The sequence below is a fragment of the Klebsiella sp. CN_Kp097 genome (assembly GCF_040064495.1).
GTDB classification, from domain to species: Bacteria; Pseudomonadota; Gammaproteobacteria; order Enterobacterales; family Enterobacteriaceae; genus Klebsiella; species Klebsiella aerogenes.
The window spans coordinates 14,163-35,551 of record NZ_JBEAIL010000026.1 but is presented as its reverse complement, the minus strand read 5'-3'; the positions used below and the strand labels follow the sequence as shown (position 1 = coordinate 35,551).

General features: G+C 51.1%; 17 protein-coding genes. All 17 read right to left on the bottom strand.

Features of this window, described 5'->3' with window-relative positions; genetic code table 11:
* Positions 1-2: 2 nt before the first annotated feature.
* Positions 3-791 carry a DsbA family protein gene (locus ABLV07_RS20575; RefSeq protein WP_348853731.1) on the bottom strand — a complete coding sequence of 263 codons (789 nt, stop codon included), beginning with the start codon at positions 789-791 and terminating at the stop codon, positions 3-5.
* 127 nt (positions 792-918) lie between these two features.
* Positions 919-1,494 (bottom strand): fertility inhibition protein FinO, encoded by a 576-nt coding sequence (locus ABLV07_RS20570; RefSeq protein WP_348853730.1) that lies wholly within the window; start codon positions 1,492-1,494, stop codon positions 919-921.
* 98 nt (positions 1,495-1,592) lie between these two features.
* Positions 1,593-2,315, bottom strand: coding sequence for a type-F conjugative transfer system pilin acetylase TraX (gene traX, locus ABLV07_RS20565; RefSeq protein ID WP_058344105.1), 723 nt, complete (start codon positions 2,313-2,315; stop codon positions 1,593-1,595).
* 80 nt (positions 2,316-2,395) lie between these two features.
* Positions 2,396-7,651 carry a conjugative transfer relaxase/helicase TraI gene (traI, locus tag ABLV07_RS20560; RefSeq protein WP_348853729.1) on the bottom strand — a complete coding sequence of 1,752 codons (5,256 nt, stop codon included), beginning with the start codon at positions 7,649-7,651 and terminating at the stop codon, positions 2,396-2,398.
* Positions 7,651-9,858 carry a type IV conjugative transfer system coupling protein TraD gene (gene traD, locus ABLV07_RS20555; RefSeq protein ID WP_348853728.1) on the bottom strand — a complete coding sequence of 736 codons (2,208 nt, stop codon included), beginning with the start codon at positions 9,856-9,858 and terminating at the stop codon, positions 7,651-7,653. Before traD ends, traI begins: the two co-directional genes overlap by 1 nt.
* Before the next feature lie 184 nt (positions 9,859-10,042).
* Complete coding sequence (gene traT / locus ABLV07_RS20550; protein ID WP_348853727.1) at positions 10,043-10,774, bottom strand: conjugal transfer complement resistance protein TraT; 732 nt, start codon at positions 10,772-10,774, stop codon at positions 10,043-10,045.
* 134 nt (positions 10,775-10,908) lie between these two features.
* Positions 10,909-11,499 carry a hypothetical protein gene (locus ABLV07_RS20545; protein WP_348853726.1) on the bottom strand — a complete coding sequence of 197 codons (591 nt, stop codon included), beginning with the start codon at positions 11,497-11,499 and terminating at the stop codon, positions 10,909-10,911.
* 18 nt (positions 11,500-11,517) lie between these two features.
* Positions 11,518-14,337, bottom strand: a complete 2,820-nt coding sequence (gene traG / locus ABLV07_RS20540; RefSeq protein WP_348853725.1) for a conjugal transfer mating-pair stabilization protein TraG — start codon at positions 14,335-14,337, stop codon at positions 11,518-11,520.
* Positions 14,337-15,707: a conjugal transfer pilus assembly protein TraH gene (gene traH, locus ABLV07_RS20535; RefSeq protein ID WP_023332869.1), complete on the bottom strand. Its 1,371-nt coding sequence runs from the start codon at positions 15,705-15,707 to the stop codon at positions 14,337-14,339. The genes traG and traH overlap by 1 nt, the downstream gene beginning before the upstream one ends.
* Positions 15,694-16,230, bottom strand: coding sequence for a type-F conjugative transfer system pilin assembly thiol-disulfide isomerase TrbB (gene trbB, locus ABLV07_RS20530; RefSeq protein WP_058675738.1), 537 nt, complete (start codon positions 16,228-16,230; stop codon positions 15,694-15,696). Before trbB ends, traH begins: the two co-directional genes overlap by 14 nt.
* A gap of 19 nt (positions 16,231-16,249) precedes the next feature.
* On the bottom strand, positions 16,250-16,483 hold the full coding sequence (gene traQ / locus ABLV07_RS20525) for a type-F conjugative transfer system pilin chaperone TraQ (protein ID WP_001568081.1): 234 nt from the start codon (positions 16,481-16,483) through the stop codon (positions 16,250-16,252).
* Positions 16,484-16,493: 10 nt separating this feature from the next.
* On the bottom strand, positions 16,494-17,243 hold the full coding sequence (traF, locus tag ABLV07_RS20520; RefSeq protein ID WP_279925703.1) for a type-F conjugative transfer system pilin assembly protein TraF: 750 nt from the start codon (positions 17,241-17,243) through the stop codon (positions 16,494-16,496).
* 15 nt (positions 17,244-17,258) lie between these two features.
* Entirely contained in the window at positions 17,259-17,591 is a 333-nt protein-coding gene (locus ABLV07_RS20515; RefSeq protein WP_348853724.1) for a hypothetical protein, read from the bottom strand.
* Entirely contained in the window at positions 17,588-17,848 is a 261-nt protein-coding gene (gene trbE / locus ABLV07_RS20510) for a conjugal transfer protein TrbE (protein ID WP_058675679.1), read from the bottom strand. The genes ABLV07_RS20515 and trbE overlap by 4 nt, the downstream gene beginning before the upstream one ends.
* A gap of 13 nt (positions 17,849-17,861) precedes the next feature.
* Positions 17,862-19,754, bottom strand: coding sequence for a type-F conjugative transfer system mating-pair stabilization protein TraN (gene traN, locus ABLV07_RS20505; protein WP_348853723.1), 1,893 nt, complete (start codon positions 19,752-19,754; stop codon positions 17,862-17,864).
* Entirely contained in the window at positions 19,751-20,377 is a 627-nt protein-coding gene (gene trbC / locus ABLV07_RS20500; protein ID WP_348853722.1) for a type-F conjugative transfer system pilin assembly protein TrbC, read from the bottom strand. Before trbC ends, traN begins: the two co-directional genes overlap by 4 nt.
* Positions 20,378-20,389: 12 nt before the next feature.
* Positions 20,390-21,373 carry a conjugal transfer pilus assembly protein TraU gene (gene traU / locus ABLV07_RS20495; RefSeq protein WP_162270604.1) on the bottom strand — a complete coding sequence of 328 codons (984 nt, stop codon included), beginning with the start codon at positions 21,371-21,373 and terminating at the stop codon, positions 20,390-20,392.
* Positions 21,374-21,389: the final 16 nt, after the last annotated feature.

Genomic DNA, 21,389 nt, shown 5'->3' with positions numbered 1-21,389 from the left:
CTTTATTTCCCCTGCGCTTTATTAATCGCCTGCTGGATATTTTCAGCCTCAGTCATTCCAGCGAAAACCGTCGTATTATCTTCTGTTGCCCTCTTAACGGGCATGATGACAATACCCGGTGTCCCGGTCAAACCAATGGTGGTGGCAATATCATTGATATCGGTCAGCGTGGAATTAATTTCATCGATCGTGTTTTTACTGAACTTCATATTTTCTGAATATTTCCCGATAGCATCCTGGGTTAGTTTTCCTTCATTAAGTCCAGAGCTATAAATGCCATTGTGATATTTGAGGTAATCCTTCTCGCCTTTTTCTTTCCAGACCTGCAATCCGATTTTCGCTGCCAGTAAAGATTCTGGCCAGCGGCTGCCAAACACCGGCCACTCCATGAAGTAGTAGCGCACGTTCGTGTTGGCCTTCATGACCTTCTCCAGCTCAGGTGCCAGCCGACTGCACCAGATACACTGATAATCAAAGAACTCGACCACCATGACAGATCCGCCTTCTGCTCCCCAGGAGGGGATACGCTTATCCGCCATTATCCGGGCCTGTTGTGCGATAGCGGCCGATTTTAATTCCCGGGTCTGTTTTTCCTGTTGTTCCTGCTGTAACGACTCACTCATCTGGATAAGAATATCCGGATGTGCACGCATATAATCTGCGGCTATTTCGCCAATCCGCTTTTCCTGCTCGGGAGTAAATGCAGAACTCGTGTCGCTCGCAAATGAAGGTAAGGAATTAAATAACATGGCGGTAATAAGCGGAGCTGCTAAAACAGTTTTAAGCTTCATAAATATCCTTTTCAATGACAAAGTGTAACGTGCAGATATTATCACTCTGCCAGCGTATTCAATTACGCGGGCAGAGTTAAAAAGGGAATACAGATTAAATAAAAAGAATTAATACAATTTAAATGATTTAATTCTGAATTCTGGCCTGTTGCTGTCGCTGTTTTTCCAGACGCAGCTGAGCATACTTTTCTTCATCCGGGGTCACGACACTCACCGGGTTACCGTGTAAGTCAACTCGTTCAGCACCGGCGATCATCGATGACAGGTAAAGTTCAGACCGTGTAATACTTTTCAGGCATTTAATGACCTGTTTATGGGACAACGGTATTCCCCGTTCGGCAATATCCTCAAAAAAGGCCTCCCGGATGCCGATGGCCAGCAGGTGAGGCGCTTCCCCCTTGAACAGCCCTGGCCACCACACCTTCAGGGTATCCATCGCATCCTGCAACTCCGGCAGGCAAAGATAACGAACTGGACGGACGATCCTTTCCGGTTTGTCCGGTGTCTTCGGCACGGGGGCAGCAGGTGCCACCGGTTCCGTTTTTCTGGCCAGTTTCTCTTTCTTCACTTTCCATGCCGGCGGGGTGGTCACATTCACCACCTGTTTACGGCGGACAACACGGGCTGTATCAGCACCGGATTCCGGTGTTTTCTCCCCCGGCTTTCGTTTCAGGCTGAGAGTGGGACGTTTATCTTCCGTCATAGTTTAAGGTTTTCCTGCAGTTAATACTGTGCGGGTAAGATACGCCAGGTTGCCTGCCTGATCATCCTTCTGCCTGTCGCCCGACTACTTTCTGGCCGTCACCCGACCAGAATACCGAGCACCGCAAGGTGAATAGTGTAAAACAGGACAAAAAAATGCGCTGGCCAGAATCGCTTAACCTGCTTCCCGATATCCGAGCAGACACCCACGACCAGAAGTGCAATTGCCAACCCCGCCACGGCCTGCCCGGCATCATGGATATTCATCAGCAAAACCATGACCGCCCAGAGTAAAGCATAGCCTGTTCTTTCCACCGGCTCTGTGGCACGACAAAGCCGGTAACTGTTGATCAGCATGAATACTCCGGCCAGACCATAGCTGTCAGTGGATAGCGGCAACCAGGCCACCACTATCGCGAGCGCCAGCAGCATATCGTTGCGGCTTCTCAGGCTGAACCAGCGCATCGCCTGTCCGGTAACGGCGAACGTAAAGAGGATATTCCCCATATACCAGGGATACCCCACCAGAATAAATGACCCCTGAGCTATCAGCGCCCAGCACCAGAGTTGGTTCAGTTGTGACTGGCGAATGACAGCGTGCCGGGCCAGGTTCATTCCCCAGACAAGCCCGAACAGCGGAAAGCAACCGCGGCCCAGCAGTCTCATGACTTCATTGTTTCCTGCCAGTAGAAGACCGGTATGGTCAATCACCATCAGTACCAGAGCGACGGTTTTAATCATATCCGTCTGTCCGGGAGTCCAGGTCAAAAGGCGTTGCAGCCAGCTGTCCGTCATGCTGAGAAAGGTACCCTGTGCTCTCATATCGTATTCCTTTTTAGAGCTCCGGCAGGTTTCCCGATTTTAATCGGGAAACCTGCCGGAGCAGACAAGCCGCAGGCGCGTCAGTCGCCTCCGAGTGTTTTTTCCCGGGTCAGATCCCGGACCATATCCCGTTCAATTTGCTGCAATCTGTCCTGCTGCTGATTATCGGCTACCACTTTCTGAACAGCCTCATTTCTGAGACGGTTTTCCGGTTCATCCGGAAGCTGGAATCGTTCATGCTGCCCCTTCTGTCGATCCAGACCGCGAACCACATCCGTGATAATGTCCTTGATCTGCTCACCCACTTCGTCCTGTTTACGTTTTTCACCGGTCAGTTCACGAGCCGTTTCCTGTGCCTGCTTTTCAATCTGCTGGCGTTGCATTTCTTCTGCCGTTTTTTGAGCAAGAAGGTCAGGTGGTAGCGGAATATTTGCACTGCTCCCCCCCGTAACCACGGCGTCTATATCGCCCCAGACCCTGCCGCCGGTGATGGCGCCAGGGTTCCATGGACGGTCGTCGCCGGCAAGGCGAACCACCACGCCACTGTCCGGATTATCCCGGGCAATTCTGACGCCCTCTCCCATGTTCCCGGCGAGCAGGCTTTCCCCATTCCGGCTCCCCTGCAGGGCGACAAAACGGGCCTCTTCATTCCCCATAACCCGCCCTTCACCACCGATAGCCTGCAATCGCCCATCCTTATCCGTCAGTGGGCTCAGCCATATCCCGGCGGATTTTCCATTACGGTCAAATGCAGGTAATGCGACATGCGGTAACGGATACTTTTTCCCCGGGGAGATAAATTTCCCTGTGGACTGCCCGCGGGCGATACCTGATTGTTGCAGTGCTGCACGTCCGGCCGGACTCTCCGTCAGGGGAATCGCGCGACCAAACAGCTGCTCTGCGCTTTTAACAGCGCGATCGTTAAGAGGCTCCAGCACATCATGCGCGCTGGCTTTCTCCTGAGAACGGCTTACTGCATCCGTCCATCCTTTCCGGTCATCGGTATATACCTGCGTATGCTGTTTCATACGGGAGAGCGCTACATACGCTGATTCGAAGCTGACCATCCGTTCCCTGGCGCCAGTCACACCTTCCAGTTCAATTGAAAAGGGCTCGCTTGCCCCCTGCGCACCGTGTGTGGTGATGGCATAAGCCAGATCAACATGCGCTTCAGCTTTATCCGCAGCGGGCGTTACCGTTCGGGTACTTTTTCCGTCATTCAGCGTGACACTGTCACCAGATATGCTTTCTACCCGCCACACACTATTCGCCACGTAGCCACGTTCGGTATCACTTTTACTGAAGCGCATTCTGTCGCCGGGCGAAACGGTAATACTCTCCTGGCGGTATAACGTGACACCTTCTGCAGAAGCCTCTCGCGGTGAAATCAGGCGTTCGGTACCTTCGTCACTACGAAGCGTAATCAGCTGGTCTGCTTTACTGACGCCCACTATCTGGTGGTACTGGTTATCCACTAATGCGATGGCACCTTTATGTGCATCCCAGGTCGATACCTTACGTAGTTCGCCATCCCGGATATTACTGGTTACCAGAACTGGCAGCGTGACACTGTCCTCCCCGAGCTCACCGTTTCGCATTTTTTCATCATGGATCATACGGTTCAGCACCCGACGGTCATCATTCAGGTGGGTAATAATCAACGTTTGTGCCTGAGCACTTTCCGTGCGTCCGGTATAGTCCCTTACGATGGCGTCATAGAGACTGACGGGCGAGATATCAGGAAGAACTTCGCCTTCACCGATGGCTTTCTGAATCGCTTTCTCCTGTTCTGGCGTGAATTCCATGACTGAGCTTTCAGGTACCCATGCGTTCTCCTTTCGGGGAACCTGGGCGGGTTCGACTCTTTCAATGGTGGAAAGTGCACTGTGTATATCCCGGTCAATAAGGCTGTACACCGCCGGGCGGAGTTCAGGCACCTGTCGCACGATCTCCTGCATGATGGCCACATCGGCCGCACTGCGCTTCTGCATAAGCCGGAAAGGCTGACCGGGGCCAATAGACTGCAGCTGATCAGTATCACCGCTGGAAACCGCACGACCGCCACCGGCCGCGATCAGACTCATGGCCTTTGCCGTATCGGATAGCCCCAGCATCGAACTCTCATCCACCAGGAAAAGTGTGTTGCTGAAATCCGGAGTCTGGCCGCTTCGCATCAGAAGCTGTGTATCATGCAGGAAAGAGGCTGTGGTCTGTGCCTCCACACCGGCGCTCTGCATTTCTCCCACCGCACGGTGTGTTGGTCCGAGGCCGATTACCTTCGGACGGGAGTCTTCCGGCAACAAATTCACCGCCGACATCACCGCCCTGAACTGCGTGGTTTTACCCACGCCGGCATAACCCTGAACCAGAGTGAACCTGTCCCGGGTTTCCAGGATCATACGGGTGGCATTTCGTTGTCCCGATGTCAGCCCTTCCATCAGCGAACCTGGTACTTTCGCCATTAACGGCGTAACGGCGTTCTTACCCTCAAGCACCATCGTGAGCAAACTTTTCTCTGCATCCCAGGTCTGCCGGGAAATCAGCAGATCGTTGCCATGACCGGCAGCGACAGGAACGTGCAGCAGATCGCCTGATTTAATCTGTTCTCCTATAGTTTTCTCGATATCAGAGAACGGAACGGTACCGTCAGAAAACTCATGAGCGGCGACAAGTAACTGAGGCCGGGTAAACGTGAGCTTATCGCTTTCCAGCGACGGAACCGCCAGATGGATTGCCTGTTCAGCCGGTATATGCAGCTGGGTTTTCTGGTGAGCAATTGCTGCGCTGATATCCTGCTCGCCCGCACGGGTTTTCAGCTGTTCGGTTACCACACTGAACGCTGTATGGCGCCCGAGTTTCTCAACCGTTTTTTGCTCATTCTGCGCAGAGTACAGTCGAACCTGGCTGCCGCTCTGCGCCAGGGCATTGAGGGTGGCATTGTCCAGTTCACGCTGTGACAATGAGGCGAATACCGTTGCGGTTTCACTGACTGATCTGCCCGGGTTTTCCACCCAGCCGTGACCGACCTTGATCCCTGTAAAGGGCGTATTGCCGGCGGCCAGCTTCTGGGTGGTCTTCTGACCGGGGTGCTGTACGGTCAGGACACCATTCTCCGCTTTCAGCACCTGAACCGTATCGCCCCCCTTCAGCCGGGTTTCCGGAATTTTCCCCAGAATGGCCAGCCGTTCTCCTTCCGCCACAGGCAACTGCTGAGGACGAAAGAGCGTCCAGGTATTATCAACGGCGGAGACTTTGAGATTCAGTGATTCTCCTTTTTCATCTTTCAGGGTCAGGGTATTACTGACAGCGGTCACGCGATCGATAATAAACCGGTCATGGATGCGTTTTTCCGGATCCCAGCGCTCCATCACCATTCCCTCACGATAATTATCGCGGATACCCCGGTTTTTACTGTCCAGCCAGACCGGCGTCAGCGCCGTAATGGTTTCCTCATGACTGCCTATCAGGCCTTCATTTCTGAGATTTTCACGGATTAGCCCTGTCAGGATCCCCTGCTCCCGGGGACCGCGTATCTGAACCACGCTTTCCTGACCATCCCGGACGCTGGCAACAAAGTCACTGGCCATTCTGGTAAAGCGTTGATTCCTGTCCGGCTCGCTGATAACCGATGCTGTAGTCTGCTTACCACCCTGCCATTTATACGCCGTCACACCACTCTCTTTCATGACGGTCAGCGCGCTGCCGGTACCGCTTCGTTTTCCACTGTCTGACATCAGGATCTGAACATTATTACGCATGGCGCCATCGAGCAGATTGATGGTTTCTTTCAGGCTGAGTTTTTCAGCCTGGTCGATTATCAACGTCCCTCCCGGAACAAAGGCAGTTCCGTCCTGCAGAGCGCTTTTACCAGTGATGATTTCGCCTGCCAGTTTTTCTTCTTTCAACAGAAACTCCAGGGAACGGTTATCTGCCGCGATGATATGGACATCCCGTCCCTGCTCACGTGCCATCATGGCCATTTCAGTCACTCGTTCGCGTTGCCCTGCAGCCCCACCTTGACCCGATACAATCCCGATTGCAGGGCGATCCTGAGCCAGAACGGTAACCGCATCACTGAACGACGTCTGACGCGCGGTCGCCTTTTCCGGGACCATACTGACGTGGTTCTGGCGTAATACTTCCTGACTCAGGGCTCTGACGGATAACTCATCGAGAACATGTATCCCGGAGGTGAAAATCCCTTTTTCCCGGTCAAGCGGGATAAGTTGTTCCCTCCCAATGGCGGCTTCAATACCGGCTCTTGCCGTCTCGATGACTCCCGGGCGGGCCTCCATCTGGCTGACCGTTCTGGCCAGCAACTCCGTATAGGTAAACTGAACTTTACGATCGCTTAACCCGGAAATAGCCTGCGTAACTACATCGTCAACATTTGGTCCAGCTGGCGCTTCCGGAGGAGGAACTTCCCGTTGTATTTTCGCCCGCTGATCGGCAGCCTCACGATATTCCTTAAGGTTAAACCCGGTCTCTTTCAGAGTGGAAAGCCACTCCGTTACCTTCTGTGCCGGATCGAGTGTTTCCTTCGCTTTGCGGGTATCGAGAGTGGCCACATCCCGAGATTTCAGTGATGCATCGGGACCGGCAGCGGCATTGATTTCCTGGGTACGCGTAGAGAAAGGCTCAACGGGAACGTCTTTCATCTCCCACATACCGTGTTTGCCGACCACCTCTGTTTCATACCCCAGCCCCTCAACCAGAGGTTTCAGCCTTTCACGGTAAATCTTTCCGAACGCAATCTGGTTGGCGTACACGTTTTCGATAAAACCGGTTTTTCCTACAGTATCGGTACCCAGTGACTGCCATTTATCGCCATTCTGTGTAGCATTTATCACCACCGCATGAGTATGAATCTGAGGCTCCTGGTTGCGGTTGGTATCGTGGTTAAATTTCGCCACAATCAGGTTGCCGGTCAGCACAGTTTCAGATTTTCCGTCCACCATCACCCTGGTGGCTGCGAAGGTTTCAACCTGACGAATAGCTTCAGTGACCGCCTGGTTATGCGCCTCGATAAGGCGTTTGTCACCACCCAACATAGCCATGACGGATACACTTTTTGGCGCGGAAAAGGTCAGGTCATAACCAGGGCGATGTTTATTCATACCATCCTGGATCCGGCTCAGGTCGCTGCCATCCGGCAGCTTCCCTTTCAGCAGTTCGGTAAACAAGGCCTTATCCACTGATTTTCCTTCAAGGCCCAGCGCCTCAGCACCTTTACCCTGCCAGCGTTCATCCATGCTGCCGATGACGTAATAATTATCTTCTTTAGTGTAATAATCTCCGGCTTTACCCGCGGATTTCACTGAACCAATTGACATCATCAGAAGTTACTCCCCAGATCGATATCATCACGATCAACATGATGACTATGGTTGATGTTGATCTCTTCACGACGATGCATATCCCTCAAAACATCAGAGCTGGACTGCCACTCATCCCAGGCGTTCATATCCTCAATTTCCCCGTCTTCATTCACGCCCGGGGGTAATGGAAGCTGATCTTCAGGTTTTTCATGCAGTTCCTGTTCAACGCCGCCAGCCGGGGACGCCGATGCGCTGGCGGCCGCTGCCGCTGCACTTGCAGGTTTGTGGAACGTGTTACTGGCAGTAACCGGCGGAACTTTTGCCTTTTCCTCCTGAGGGGTGGGTACGGCCGCTACCGGTGACGCAGGCTTTTCGTCGGTCTTCTCAACCGGCACAGTTTCAACCGGATCTGGCATAAACAAAATCCGGGCGCTCTGCCCTTCAGCTTCACGTGCAGCAAGCACCGCAGCCAGCTTGTCATCAATAGCCTGATTGAGCTGGCGTGGAATAAAGCCTTCGGCAATTTTGGGGCGGGGTTTATATTTCAGTGCCAGTTTAACTGCCGGATATGGCCCTGGCAGCGTGACGTAACAGGATAAATCCGGCAGGGTCTGGATATCGGAATAGCTGACAATCGTTTCCCGTTTCTGCTCCTTACCGGTGGATACCCCATCACGTACCGGATCAGCACCGTAGGAGTAGTTCTCACTTGCCTTCTTGATCTCTTTCTCACCTATTTCGCCAGCAGCAAATTCAGCAATACCTTTACTGGGCGAGCGGAAGAATGCGCGGGTATTCATCACGTCGAACAAGGTTGCTGCGGGTTTCACGCCATAGATATCTTCCAGCTGGGCGTAGGACTGAATCCCGAATACATAGCAGCCACCGAATTTTCGGGCTTCCGGGAGGATCTCCACCAGGTCCGGTAACTTATGCAATGTCGGTAATTCGTCTGCAAAAATCCAGACACGACGGTTACGGTTTTCCCCCATTGCCAGCAGACCGCGAATGGCAATCGACAGCCACATCGAGATAACCGGCTTCAGGGAAGCGTGGGTGTCAGCGTTGGAGGAGATAAACAGCCAGCCGTTGGGCTGGTCCTCACGGACACTGCGCATCCAGTCCCGGATGGTGAACGGCTCGCCGTTCTTCTCAATGCCCTGCAGGTAGCGAATGGCCTTAACGTAGTTGGTCAGCACCGCACGGATACTGATGGCGGTTTTCTCAATCTTCTCTTCCACCAGGTTTGCCGCTGGCGTATTCTGCAGATAAGCGCGCAGCTTGTCGATTTTGATGGAGAGCATCGTATCAACCAGCTTCTCATAGCTGCGGTCCTTGTCCTCACGCATCAGGTAGGCACCTTCGGCAAAGATGGTGCGACCGGAACCCTGCCAGAACGGATCCTCTTTGGTTCCCATCGGAATCAGGGTATTAGAGACGTTGTCGAAATCCGGCAGCGTCAGGCACTCTTTCCACAAATCCCAGGCTGCACAGCGCGAATCCAGCGGGTTGAGAATTTTATCGATAGACGGGTCGTAATAACTTTTGACGAACTCACAGGAGCGGTCGTAGATGATGGCCATATCCCCACGGGCACGGACATAATTTAACAGTCGTCGGATGACTTCTGATTTACCGGAACCAACGGTACCATGAAGACAGAAATTCTGAATTTCGGAGTTTAGTAAAATAGGCAGGTCACCGATTTTAATATCAGAGGCCATACCATCCCGCTTCATCTTTCTGGCTACTTCTTTTGGCTTTTCTGATAGCTGACGGCCTCCCGTCACTTCATCTTCACTTTGTTGTTTCCCCTGATGACCTAATACCCAGCTGGCGACAAAGAAAGCAACAATACAAATAATCAGGGAAACTGTTCCGGCAAAGACAAACCCGGTCCACAACTGCTCCCCACACCAGATAGTGTATTTATCCTTGAGTATTTGCTCCGACGTATACTGCAACTGTTGTCCATAATAATTAATTGTATATACGGGCTGAGACCGGATGATATCTCTCATCGGTCCAAGCGTTGTACACCACCAGTATACGGCACCGTTAACAAAGGTTTGCCAACTCAGGCGATACATTAATATCAGCCCGCAAAGCACCCAAAAAAAGAGGAACAGTACATATAGAATAATATTGGCAATCTGACCAAACATACGAAAACGCATGCTCGCTATTTGACCGCCCTGTGTCATATCTTTGGCGTTAAAACTCATGGCAATAATCCATCAATTAACCACTGAAAAGAATTCCGGCCGCAGCCGGCAACGCCTCACAGGCACACAAAATATTTGCGTGCCTGCTCACCGTTATCTGAATTTACTGAAGCACCGGCATTACCGGATAGAGACGCAACTTTAATCCAACAGAGAAATCACCTGGAAAATTGGATTGAACACATTACAGAATATTAGAAATAGATTTCGCAAGTTGGTCTTCAAGAACCGGCTGAGCTTCCGGGAATTTTAGATTAACTTTATTGGCATTCGAGACAATACGGGTCTGGTATTTATGCTGATTACCTGTTTCTGAACTGGTCTGTACCTTCGCTCCGGACGTCCCCTGGCGCAATACTGCAACGTTATCTGTCTGGACCTTTGTCGAGGTTCTTTCTGCGATCTGGACATCAGTGACCATCGTATAGTTAACATCTTCCACCATCGCGTCTGCAGCCATTCCAACCAGTCCAGCTGCCAGCCCTACTCCTAATGTAGCCCCTGCTGAATTAGAATTATAAGCCGTTATACCAGCGCCCAGAGCAGCTGCTGTCGCAGCCCCTTCATATCCCTTACTTAACCACCCCTGGGACTTTCGCAAATCCATCTTATCTGCTTTCAGTATATTAGCCTGTATCCAGTACCCAGCAGTATCCGGATTAGTCACCACCTGGTAACCTTTTGCTGTCACTGCGCTGGCAATCTCAGCCTGCAGTCCGCTCATATCTTTATCTGAAGTATTTTTTATTTGCAGATATACCGTGCGATTATTAGAGGGTTCTAACCAGATAGTCTCACTCATTTGAGTTTTGACATCGAGGTTTCGTTTTTTAATTGCGGTACCCATTGCACCACATCCAGAAAGCACCAAAACTGAACTCATGACTGCAACAGCCATAACTTTATCAAGTTTCATACATGTTCCTTGTACAATAAAAAGAAGATGGATGGCACCCACATTTATATCCCAGGTGCACAATTACTACACGTTGAAATAAATCACACAATATTACCTACATGAATAATCGCTACCTCTATTGAGAATTTAGATCAATCATGCCGGTCAATACCATATGGATTACCGGCAACATCAATATTCCCTATCATAGGAAGCCCACTGGCTGGATTAACATCGGTAAACGTTGATTGTGAAGTATCTACTGGTGTCTCAAAGCCTTTATACACATTAACATCAGTACTCGTCAAAGACGATGCATCGAGAGTCTCGTGCGATTCAAATAAATTAGCCTTATGTTCAAGACAACCTGAATAAGGAGTTGGAGATACTTGGTTGTTTCTATCCATCCCCATGCCATAGCCGATTCTCTTGAATCCTCCTTTCTTGTGAAAGGATACAAAACGACAGTATTTATTCATTGCAAACAATGGATACATCATACTTAAAAGCAAGCAAATAGCAGGACTGGCAAAAGCACTCACACAAACGCCCACTAAATACAGATAAAATCTATTATTAGCTTCATTTTTGGACTTACCTTTCCCAACTTTCAAAAAAACATAGTAAAAAATCAAAAACCATATAGCCAATGTTAACGTAACAAAGAGGGTTGAAGGGATATCCCACCTTCCGATAAGACACGAGATGGCCTGTACTATAAACAGCAATACCATTTTCTTCATTTCCCCTCCCTAAATCTATTATTTATGATTCTTCTCGTAGTCCTGAGCTTTCCTTAAGAGCTCATCTCTTGTATCTGCACCAGGAAGAGCTTTCTGTTCATACGTTCTCCTATTGTATTCATTATCAATTTTATTTCCCTCTAAATTATGGTTGTTTTGCAGATCTGTATGTTGTTTCTGTACCTCTTGCCCCTGCGTAGTTATTTTTTGCCGAGCATCCTGATTAATTTGACGATTTTCAGATACTAGCGCTTCGACGCCATTGCCTACATCATGTTTTATGCCAGCTTGTGCAGTCATATTGTCAATACTGCTTGCATGCTGACCGTAATCGGAAACAACACCGTCACGACCGCCTCCAGCAGAAACACCGCCCATATCATTCCCGAGAGAACCTCTGGCCTCCTGATATGCCCCATCAATTTTTGGCTCTACCTGAGATTTTACAAAATCTCTGGCCAGGGCCTCTCGTTGTGCGGCAATTTCTGGAGAACTGGTATCAGTCAGAATGGCTTCCGCATTCTGTGGCGCCTGTTTCTGGACAAAGTTCGCAAATTGCTGCGTCAGATTTTCGCTCATCTGTCCACTCATGCTTTCAGTGCGTGATGCCATATCACTGTATTCATGGCTGCGGGTTTTGCTTGTCGTATACTGGTCATAGCTGTTTTTCGCGCTGGACAACGACGCTGCAAACTGGTCAACACGGGAAGATGCATTATTATCAGTAACATTTCCGGAAGTAGTTGTCTTATGACTGGTTAAGTAATCCGACGCCTCTCTGAAGTCTTTAACCGCTTGGCTGCTGCTATCGTGATTATTCGTATTAGAATGGCGACCAGATTCACTAGTATTATCCTGAGAGCCAGAACTGGCAGTACCGCTAACCGATACTTTTCCACCTCCTTCCACATGACCACCTGTACCGAATAATTCAAACCCAGCGCCTGCTCTTGCGCTTCCATAAATTTCGCCAGAAACCGCACCTTTTACTGATTTATCCATTAACCGACTGAATGCCTCATCACGGCTTATATGATTGGCTTTCGCGTAAGAATCAACAGCATTCATCATTTTGCTTCTGGCCATCGTATCCTGAGAGGATTCAGTACTGTCTGCCCCCGTCGTCATCGAGGAGCTGGTCCCCATATTGGTACCGAACTGCTTCAGGGTATTCCAGGCGCTCGTCACGCTCTGGTTATAACCGTGCAGGGCGCTTTCAGCCTGTACTTCTGATTCTCTGGCCATCTGCTGCTGTGCGCTGGCAATCTGACGGCCGACGTTGATATCTACCGGCAGTTTCGACATGGCGCCACTGGTATCCCAGACCATTGAACCATCCCATGTCTGGGTTCCCATACCACCGTTAGAGAGCTGCCGGGTCATCTGGCCAAATGCAGTGGTGCTGTTAGTATTCCAGCTGTTCCCGCTGACATTATCTGTCTGCATATTGGCGTAAGAGTAATTCCCGTCCACAACACCGGAAGCCGCCTGTGAGGTGGCACTGAGGCCAGAGGATGCAAAATGGCTGTAGATGTTTGAGAAACCTGCCCCCACGCTTTTTATCATCATCCAGGCCAGGCCAGGAATCATCAGCGAGATGTAACCTGCGGTCGTGGCAATATCAGAGTCACGCAACTGTACCTGTGACATTTCAGATAACACCACCGGCGTGGCATTTTTGGCAGCATAGAACGCCATGGCACTGTTCAGGATGGCGTATAAAATCGGCCAACACTGCAGCCACATCAGGGCGACAACATACCCCTTCAGCACCTGCATGGTCAGCATGTTGAACATGGCCGCCATCACAATAATCGGGAACATGCCAATCATCATCCCGAGAATAACGGTCTGCATCATCGGCAACGTTCTCAGTGCCTGCTGCCCCATTGATGCCTGCGCCAGACGCTGTTTTTCCAGTGATGATGTGGTGGCAATATTGATCAGGCTCGCCGAATCTGCGCTGCGGGCTGCATAACTCTGTATCCCACTTCTCAGGGCATTGATGGTGACATTCTGACGGATAATCTGGCTGGCAGACTGGCTGTTGTGATAGAACGTCTGGTAACTATCGCCCAGTAAACTGGACATCAGCACATCCGGGTTCGGACGGCCACCAAAAATCTGGCGGACATAATAGTTCCAGGTTTTTCCACCCGTCTGGGTATCCAGCGCCAGCGCTGACTTCAGATCGACTGACGCTTCAAGACAGGTTTTAAACTGGTTGTTTTTGTCAAATATGCCTCTTAACGGGCTGGGGTTAGAAAAAATCAGCGTATAGGGATCTGTTGAATGCATAAGGTCTTCGAACGAATATTTGTGATTCAGCAGCATATCGCCAATCACGCAGTTCTGAACGTAATCGGAGAACAGCGTGACAATCTCCGGATTCTGCGACATAAAATCGGTACTTTTCGCCACCAGGTTGCTGCCAAAGAGCATGCCCGTTTTGCTGTAGACCGAACTGTCCGGCAGTGTCATCACCATTTCATAGCTCTGTACAAACGCGTTCCCGATGCGCGTCGTAAGGGATGCCGGAATCGCAAGGCCAATCGGCACATTATCCACCTGATACACCGATGAGGGTTCAGAGTAATCGATGACCTGTACTGGGGTTTTTATTAAAACGAGCATCGATACCAGTGTCAGCGAGAATACCCATCCCAGCATATCCATCACGCTGTGTTTTTTAATCCAGCTCCCTGCCACGATCAAAACGGAAAAACCGATACACATTCTCTCGATAATTTTCCAGTTTTCGGTCTGCATAAACGCCGCAACGGCGTTCAGTACATGCCGGTACCAGTCGCCCCCGGCGATAACATACACTTCCTGCATCACATACCTCCGCCAAAGTGGTAATTGTTCTGGTAGCGGGTCATCATCCTTGCTGATACCTGCTGACGCATGTAACTCATCTGGCGATCGACAACCAGTAAGGCATCCTGTTGGACCTGTACGCGCGCCTGGAACGTGGCGATTTGCTGCGTGGCCTGGTCAAGGTTCTGCAGGATCATGTCCATTGTCGCCTGCGGGTAATTCCCGGTCGCCATCATGGCGCGGGCCTGCTGAATAAGTTCCTGGATGTACTGCAGCAGAATGTCGTAACCGATATAGTCGGTCAGTTGATAAAGCAGCGAGTTAGACACCCCAAGCATCTGGGGATCTACCAGGTATTTGAATACCGGGATAGTAGTGCTTGAAATAAACCCTTTCTCCTGCTCAGTCAGTTTTTCATCAGCAACGGCCTTGTTCTGGATACTGTTGAGTAGTTTCGAAATCTGGTTCTTCAGCGCCTTATCCGAGGCGATGGTGACGGTGGCATCTGCCACGACCTTGAGGCATTTATCCGAATCATTGCAGTGATAGATTTTAGCGCTGCCCCCTTCCATCATGGCCTTGATCAAATCCTGGTCGGTAGTGCGCGCCGGCAGCGGTGTGATTTCGCCGTTCTCACCGAATATCAGTGTCCCGGTTAAGGTCATGATGAACTCTTTAAGCTCCTTATTACCGTCAAAGAGCCGGTTTTTTGACAGACCGTTCCACATGATGTTGATGTTTTTCATCACGCGTTCCTTGTCTTTATCGCTCGCTTTATCCTGGACGCTGTCCATCTTTCCGCCCACAGTGCATCCCTGTCGGGATGCAGCCCAGTCAGCGAAGATGTTACTTTCACCGGCAATGTCCTGGCAGACCTTCTGCTGCGCAACCTGAGTTCGGGGAAACAGACCACCGACGATGCCTTGCGCAGCCTGGCAGGAACTGAGGTTGGTGCTGTTGATGTCGCTGGCCATCTTCTGCAGGAAGTCTTTTGCCGTTTTAATTTCAGGAACTGTGGTCTGCAGTGCCAGATCGAAAAAGTATCCTGCGGAGTTACTCATTATTTGTTTGGCGAAGCGCTGCAGCTGTTCACTGTTGATAAAGCTGAATGAACCGAGATACGCATCGATACCGCCGCAACCGGCATTAATATCCGGCAGAGTCATACTGACCAGCTGGATGGTTTTAACCTGTGTTCTGGCATACAGAGAACCGCCCGAAGCGTAGCCCGCGGCCTGCCCCTGCCAGACCTGCGGCTGAGACGTATTTGAGGCAAACCCGAGCTTATTGAAAAAGTTGTTCATGTCGCCGTTGACGTCTGCGGCTGCCGAGAAGGACAACCCGAGCAACAGGCCGCTGAGCAATGTTACCGACTTAACCTTGTCCATTTTTCGGTGTCTCCATCATCTGAAATAAGGTATCGAGCCGGGCCATAAAGCCCTGAGCATCCGTTGCGCCCTGCAATATCGGGAAAGCATCGAGCGTGTTCACGTTGACAAGAAACGTGGTTGGCGTGGCGACCGGAATGTTAGGGAAAAAGGTCTTCATCACTTCAGGTGGAGCGGGTAGCGCCTCCGGGAATGCCTGATCGCCCTGACCATCCAGCGTGTAAGGAAAGACCGAAAACCCATGCTGCGTTGACAGCGTTTTGAGTACCGGATCAAATTGATGACAATACGGACAGTGCCCCTGCATAAACAGCACCACCTTCCACTCCGCCAGATTCACCTGACGACCGTTACTGAGGCGGTACCAGACAGGAGCCGCTCCGGTCCGGGATGGTGTGGTGGTTACCACTGGCGCCTGATCTGCCGACTCTCCGGTCAGACCTTTCGGGTTGTACAACGATTTCACCTCATCAAGCGTGCCGGCCTGAGCAAATGTTGACAGCAGCAGGACGAAGCAAAGCATTACCGGCCGCGCGCGGTGATTAATGTTCAGGATGATTTTCACGGTCCTTTTCCTCTTTCTCAGCCTGCGCAATCAGGGCATTAATGATGCGGTAACCACCGAAAATCATCATGGCTATACCCAGGCCTTCTCCCATCTCAACAGCCATCTCCGGTTGTTTACGCACCAGACGGGCAATGAGATGGAAAAATACGCCGACGGCCACCACCCATGTTCCCGTGATATCCAGATCTGGCATGCGAAATTTACGCATCACGCGCTCCTTAAAAATTGGGTTTAAAGTCGTTGGAAACATAGAGAAACTGCTTCGCCAGATCGTCCTGGCTGATGAAGCCGTAACTGAGCGGTTTAACCTGTCCGCTTTTCGGGTCAACCAGCATCATGGCCGGAAAATACTTCACGCCGAGCCGCTCTGCCTGTCCCTGGTCCACGCGTGAGTCCGGTAGTAACGGGTTAACCACGCCATCAACAGAGACGGAGATAACACTCAACCCGTAGGTCTCACGGAAGTTACTCAGCACCTGAACCAGTTGCCCGTCAATTGGCTCCCGGCCGCGGTAAAAGAACATCACACCGAAATGCTGAGCAATGGCCGAGATGGCTTTACGCTGTTCCGCGTAATCGGCCGCGAGCTGGTTTTTAACCGTGCCGTTGTAGTGGCTGAACTGCAGGTTGTAATCGAGCTCCGGATGTTCAAGAAACGCTTTCTTGGCGCTCATCGAAAATAAGCCTGCCTGCTGCGTCCAGTAATTCTGGAGGCGGAAATATTTCACAAAAGCGGGTACCGATGGATACATAATGGCTTCGGCTAATGCTTTTTTCGTTGCCTGCTGCAGAGCTGCCTGCTTCTGCAGAATATCCATTTGCTGGGGTGGCTGCGGGGTCGGCTGCGGATCCGGGTCGGTTGTTTTCAGTGGTTCGTTATACCACTGCCATCCCGCATCCTTCCCCCAGGCAGACATAACGGCGCAACCCAGCACAACGGGCAGCAGTACGAGCCGTTTCATTTTCATGGGACACCTTCATCTTTATTTCTGATGTTTATTACCGGACAGAGCGTTATAGATAACGTCTTTATTTATCTGAATTTCGTGGCCTGTTTTAATTTGCTTCCCTGAAAAACCAGTGTCATTGCAGAACACCGCATAATCATGAAACGTTAAATCCTGACGATAGTCATTTTTTATTACCCAGGCGATACCTGAACTTTTTTCACAATTAACACCATAAAACTGATTGGTAATATGGAAAAGTACCTCTCGCTTATCCCTGATGAGTCCGTAACACATCATACCCGTCATAAATAAGATAAACACAGCAACGATCGCGATTACCGGCCATTCAGGGTTTTCCTCTTTCATTCCCCCCTCTCTTTTCTTTTTGTTCTGTTTTCGCCAGCTGGTTTCAGCAGGTCTATCAGTAAAGATAAAACGCCGTACAGAAGAAGCCAGAGCCCACCGAGGATAGTGATGAAAAACACGGCAGCGATAATATCACTGCCCGTGGTTTGTTTTACCGTATCCCATGACCAGATAATTACCGGTGATGAGATAATAACAGTGAGGCATAATCTAATCAGGAAATCCGTAACACAGCCTGAAGAGAATATTACTTTCATTTTTACCCCCTGATTATTTCGAGGATTGCTGACTCATAATTTCTTTTATACGCTCTTTGGTTTTATTGGTGAGCGCATCGTTATCCGGAATTTTTTGGTTCTTCATCAGGTCTTCCATGAAATTAGTGAAATCGAGTGAATCGAAATTAATACGCTGGAGTTCATCAACCGTGATACCGCGGCAATTCGGACTGCTGGCGCCACCAAAACTGATATGTAGCTGACCATTCCGGCCCTGTTGTTGAACAATCTGCGCCAGTTTTGAGTCGAACTGGCAGTAGCTTCTTTTTTTCTCCAGGCAAACACCCAGCACCTTTTTAGAGCAGAATTCTCCCACACTGACGGTCAGCTTATCTTTTTTGGCTTTAGCGAGGGCTTTTTCGTCACTGCTGCAGCGCGCCAGCCCCACATCCTGGCCCCAGCCGCTGTCTTTGCAGCAGTTACTGAAGCCCGCAGCAAATTTTTTACAGTACTTCGCTTTCCCGGTGAACGCCCTGACATCCACCCCGTTCAGTGCGGCAACGTCCTTCCCCGCCGCAGCCAGGGCGGCGAGCTCCGCCACTGCCTGACCAAAATCATTGTTTTTGCCGCTGGCCGCTTTATCGCATTCACCATCGAGACAGAACACGTCCCCGCCACAAATCATTTGTTTACCGGTGGTCCGGGTTTCGCAGGAGTACGTGGCATATTCATGAAGACAGGTCCCGTCATCAGAAGTAAAGGCGCATTGCCGGGATGCCAGCGTACAATTATGGTTGTCCATCAGTGTCTGGCATGAACCGTAATCAGAAGGCTGGGTAATATACGTATCACGGTACTTCCAGCAGGCCTGCCAGACCTGGTAAACATTCCCGTCCTGGTTAACCGTCCGGTTTCCTCCCGGCTCAATGCATTCCGTCGTGGTCTGCTTGCCTTCATCTTTACTGAACGGACAGAACTCGACCCATTTCACGTCCGGAACCCATTTTTTTTCCGTCACACGCATGGTCAGCGTGACACTCATCCAGGCCTCTGAGCCACCCTGTAACCAGTTCAGTGTCTTACGGGCATATTCCTGGCAACGACTCTGCTTGCCATTAAGGCAGTTTTTGTTGAGGATGACACCTTGTGGAGAGGCGCCCCCCTCGGTCAGATAGGCGCCAGTCGCCCCGGGAAGTGACCAACTGTTATCTCTCTTTGCAACCGAGTCCTCATTTACTCCCCACCAGGTCATGCGGTAGTACATATTTTTGTCATTAAAATGCAGCGCTGCTGATGCACTCAGGACCGTTCCCGTGGCCGGAGCGCGGAATGTCAGCATCACACTTTTGTTACCGTCATAGCTGTAGCTGAACTGGTTATTCGGCACGGTATACGTTTTGATAACCGTGGTTTCCTCATAGTGTCCGGTTATCGTGGCGGTTCGTGTACAGTACTGCTCAACCTGCAGGTCACGTTCACAGGTGTAGTTTTTAAATTCACTCCGGTTAACGATTTCCGCCTTACACTCCTGTCCGGTATTGCCGATGATAGTGTCGGATCTTGATTCAATATCTTTGGCGTTCTGGATAAACGGGGCGTCCGGAGAGATGCTGTCCGGAGGCCGGTTGGTAAATGACTCGGTAATACTTTGTCCGACTTCACTCCCGGCCCACTGGGAAGCAGAGTCATTTTTCAGTGAGCTGTCGCCGCTGGCTGTCACGCCACCGTAGTATTTCTTTTGCCCGGGATTTTTCGTATACCCCGGCAGATTCTGCTCGCCATTGAAGTTTTTCAGGGCATCAAGGCCGCCCCCCTGTACCTGTTTTGCAAAGTCAGAACCTGCTCTGTAATCCGTGTTACTGTCCGCGCAGGCTGGTCCTGCAAACCAGATAAATGTCCCCAGAACCAGGGCATGAACAAAGAGAATGGCCGGAAGTGTTCTCATTGGTTACCTCCCAGCATATTACGGGCGATATCCGCACAGTCCCCTTTCTCCGCCACCTTTTCCAGCGCCTGTTTCAGCCGGATATTGCCCCGAACCACATCAAACCCCGCTTTGCAGCGCACCACGAGGGCGGGCACGCTGCGAATGTTGTATTGTGAGTAAAGCGTCGGGTCGATCTGGACGCCGTCTGTCACACCATCCTTAACCAGCCGCATCACCGCATCGGTGGTTGCCTTCATGTCGTTATTGACCAGTCCGCGCAACGTGGCCGGAATACCATACTGGCGGGTTTCATGCAGCATGCGTTTCAGACCTTCCTCCGGCACAGAAAACGACACGAAGTACAGCGCACCTTCAGAGGGTTTTCCCTGTGCTGACGCCCTTTGCTGGCTGGCCAGATTATCGATGTACTGGCGATCGGCTTTCGCCAGGGGGTTACGGTTAATCTGCGCTTCCAGTTCCTGCTGCAGCTGCTTGTCCGGGTGCTGGCGTAACTGCTCGCTGAAGTCTTCCTGGTGCTTCAGCCACTCCCGGTCAGCCGTTGTCGGACTCCCCGGACTGCCAGCTGCAACAGCGGTACCGGTGAGTAAAAGCGTGAGGATAAAAATATTTAGTCGTGTCACAGAAGACTCCTTTCAGAGGAAAACACAGTTACGTTTGCGCCACATGAGGTAACCAAAATTCTTCCGGGTATTAGGCGGGTTGCGACCGGCCTCCCAGCGCATCACACTGCGCCCGAGGGGATGGCACTGTCCGCTGTCCGGATACATATTCACCATCTGATAGCGCCAGCGCTCTTTAGGGATAATCGGCGACGGATATTCGTAACAGACTGCGGTATCAGCGCCGACCGTTTCCATAATCTGGCCCTGTCGGTGAAGCTTGTAGGCCATACGCTCACTGAGCAGAACCGAGGATTGCAGCGGGCTGGATTCGTTACTGGCCCATCCACTGAAGGGATACATAGAGCCCTGCGAGCCTGCACACCAGAACAACGGGTCAAGTGGTAAGTGGAAAGCACTTGCAATGGCATCGGCAGCACAGGCCCCCTGAGCGATCGGGTTGGCAAACAGTACGGCTTCCGGATTCAGGATCGTGGTCAGACTGCTGTCCACCCAGGTCGGGTCAATCTCCGAGAGATAGGCGATGTCCATATCTCCGCCTTCAAGGCAACCAGCTGACGTAATGATGTTCAGCCAGTACGTCAGCGGGTACTTGTACCAGTGCACGTGATAGAACGCCCCGTTGACCTGTTTGTCGTCCTTTTTGGCCGTCCCCATCCCTGTTTTACCGAGATTGATACTGAAGCCCCCCAGATTAACCATGCAGCCAGGTGATCGGCTGACGTCGGTCATGGCCATCGGTTCCCAGTACCCGATAGCCAGACCAATGCGTACAAAGATTGGGGGTGGGGCCGGGCAATACTGTATCGGGCTGCCGGGATTAGGCGTGTCAGGCTGATCTCCTTTCCCCACCTGCACACTCCCCAGCGATAAGGGGAAAATGCAACGCCAGCAGACATCGGTAATGGGGTTTACAAATCGTCCTTCACACGACGGGTCTGCAGCGGCATTCATACTGTGGCTCCAGAGCAGGCTGGCCGCGATGAAAAGCAAAATACGTTTCACAGAAACA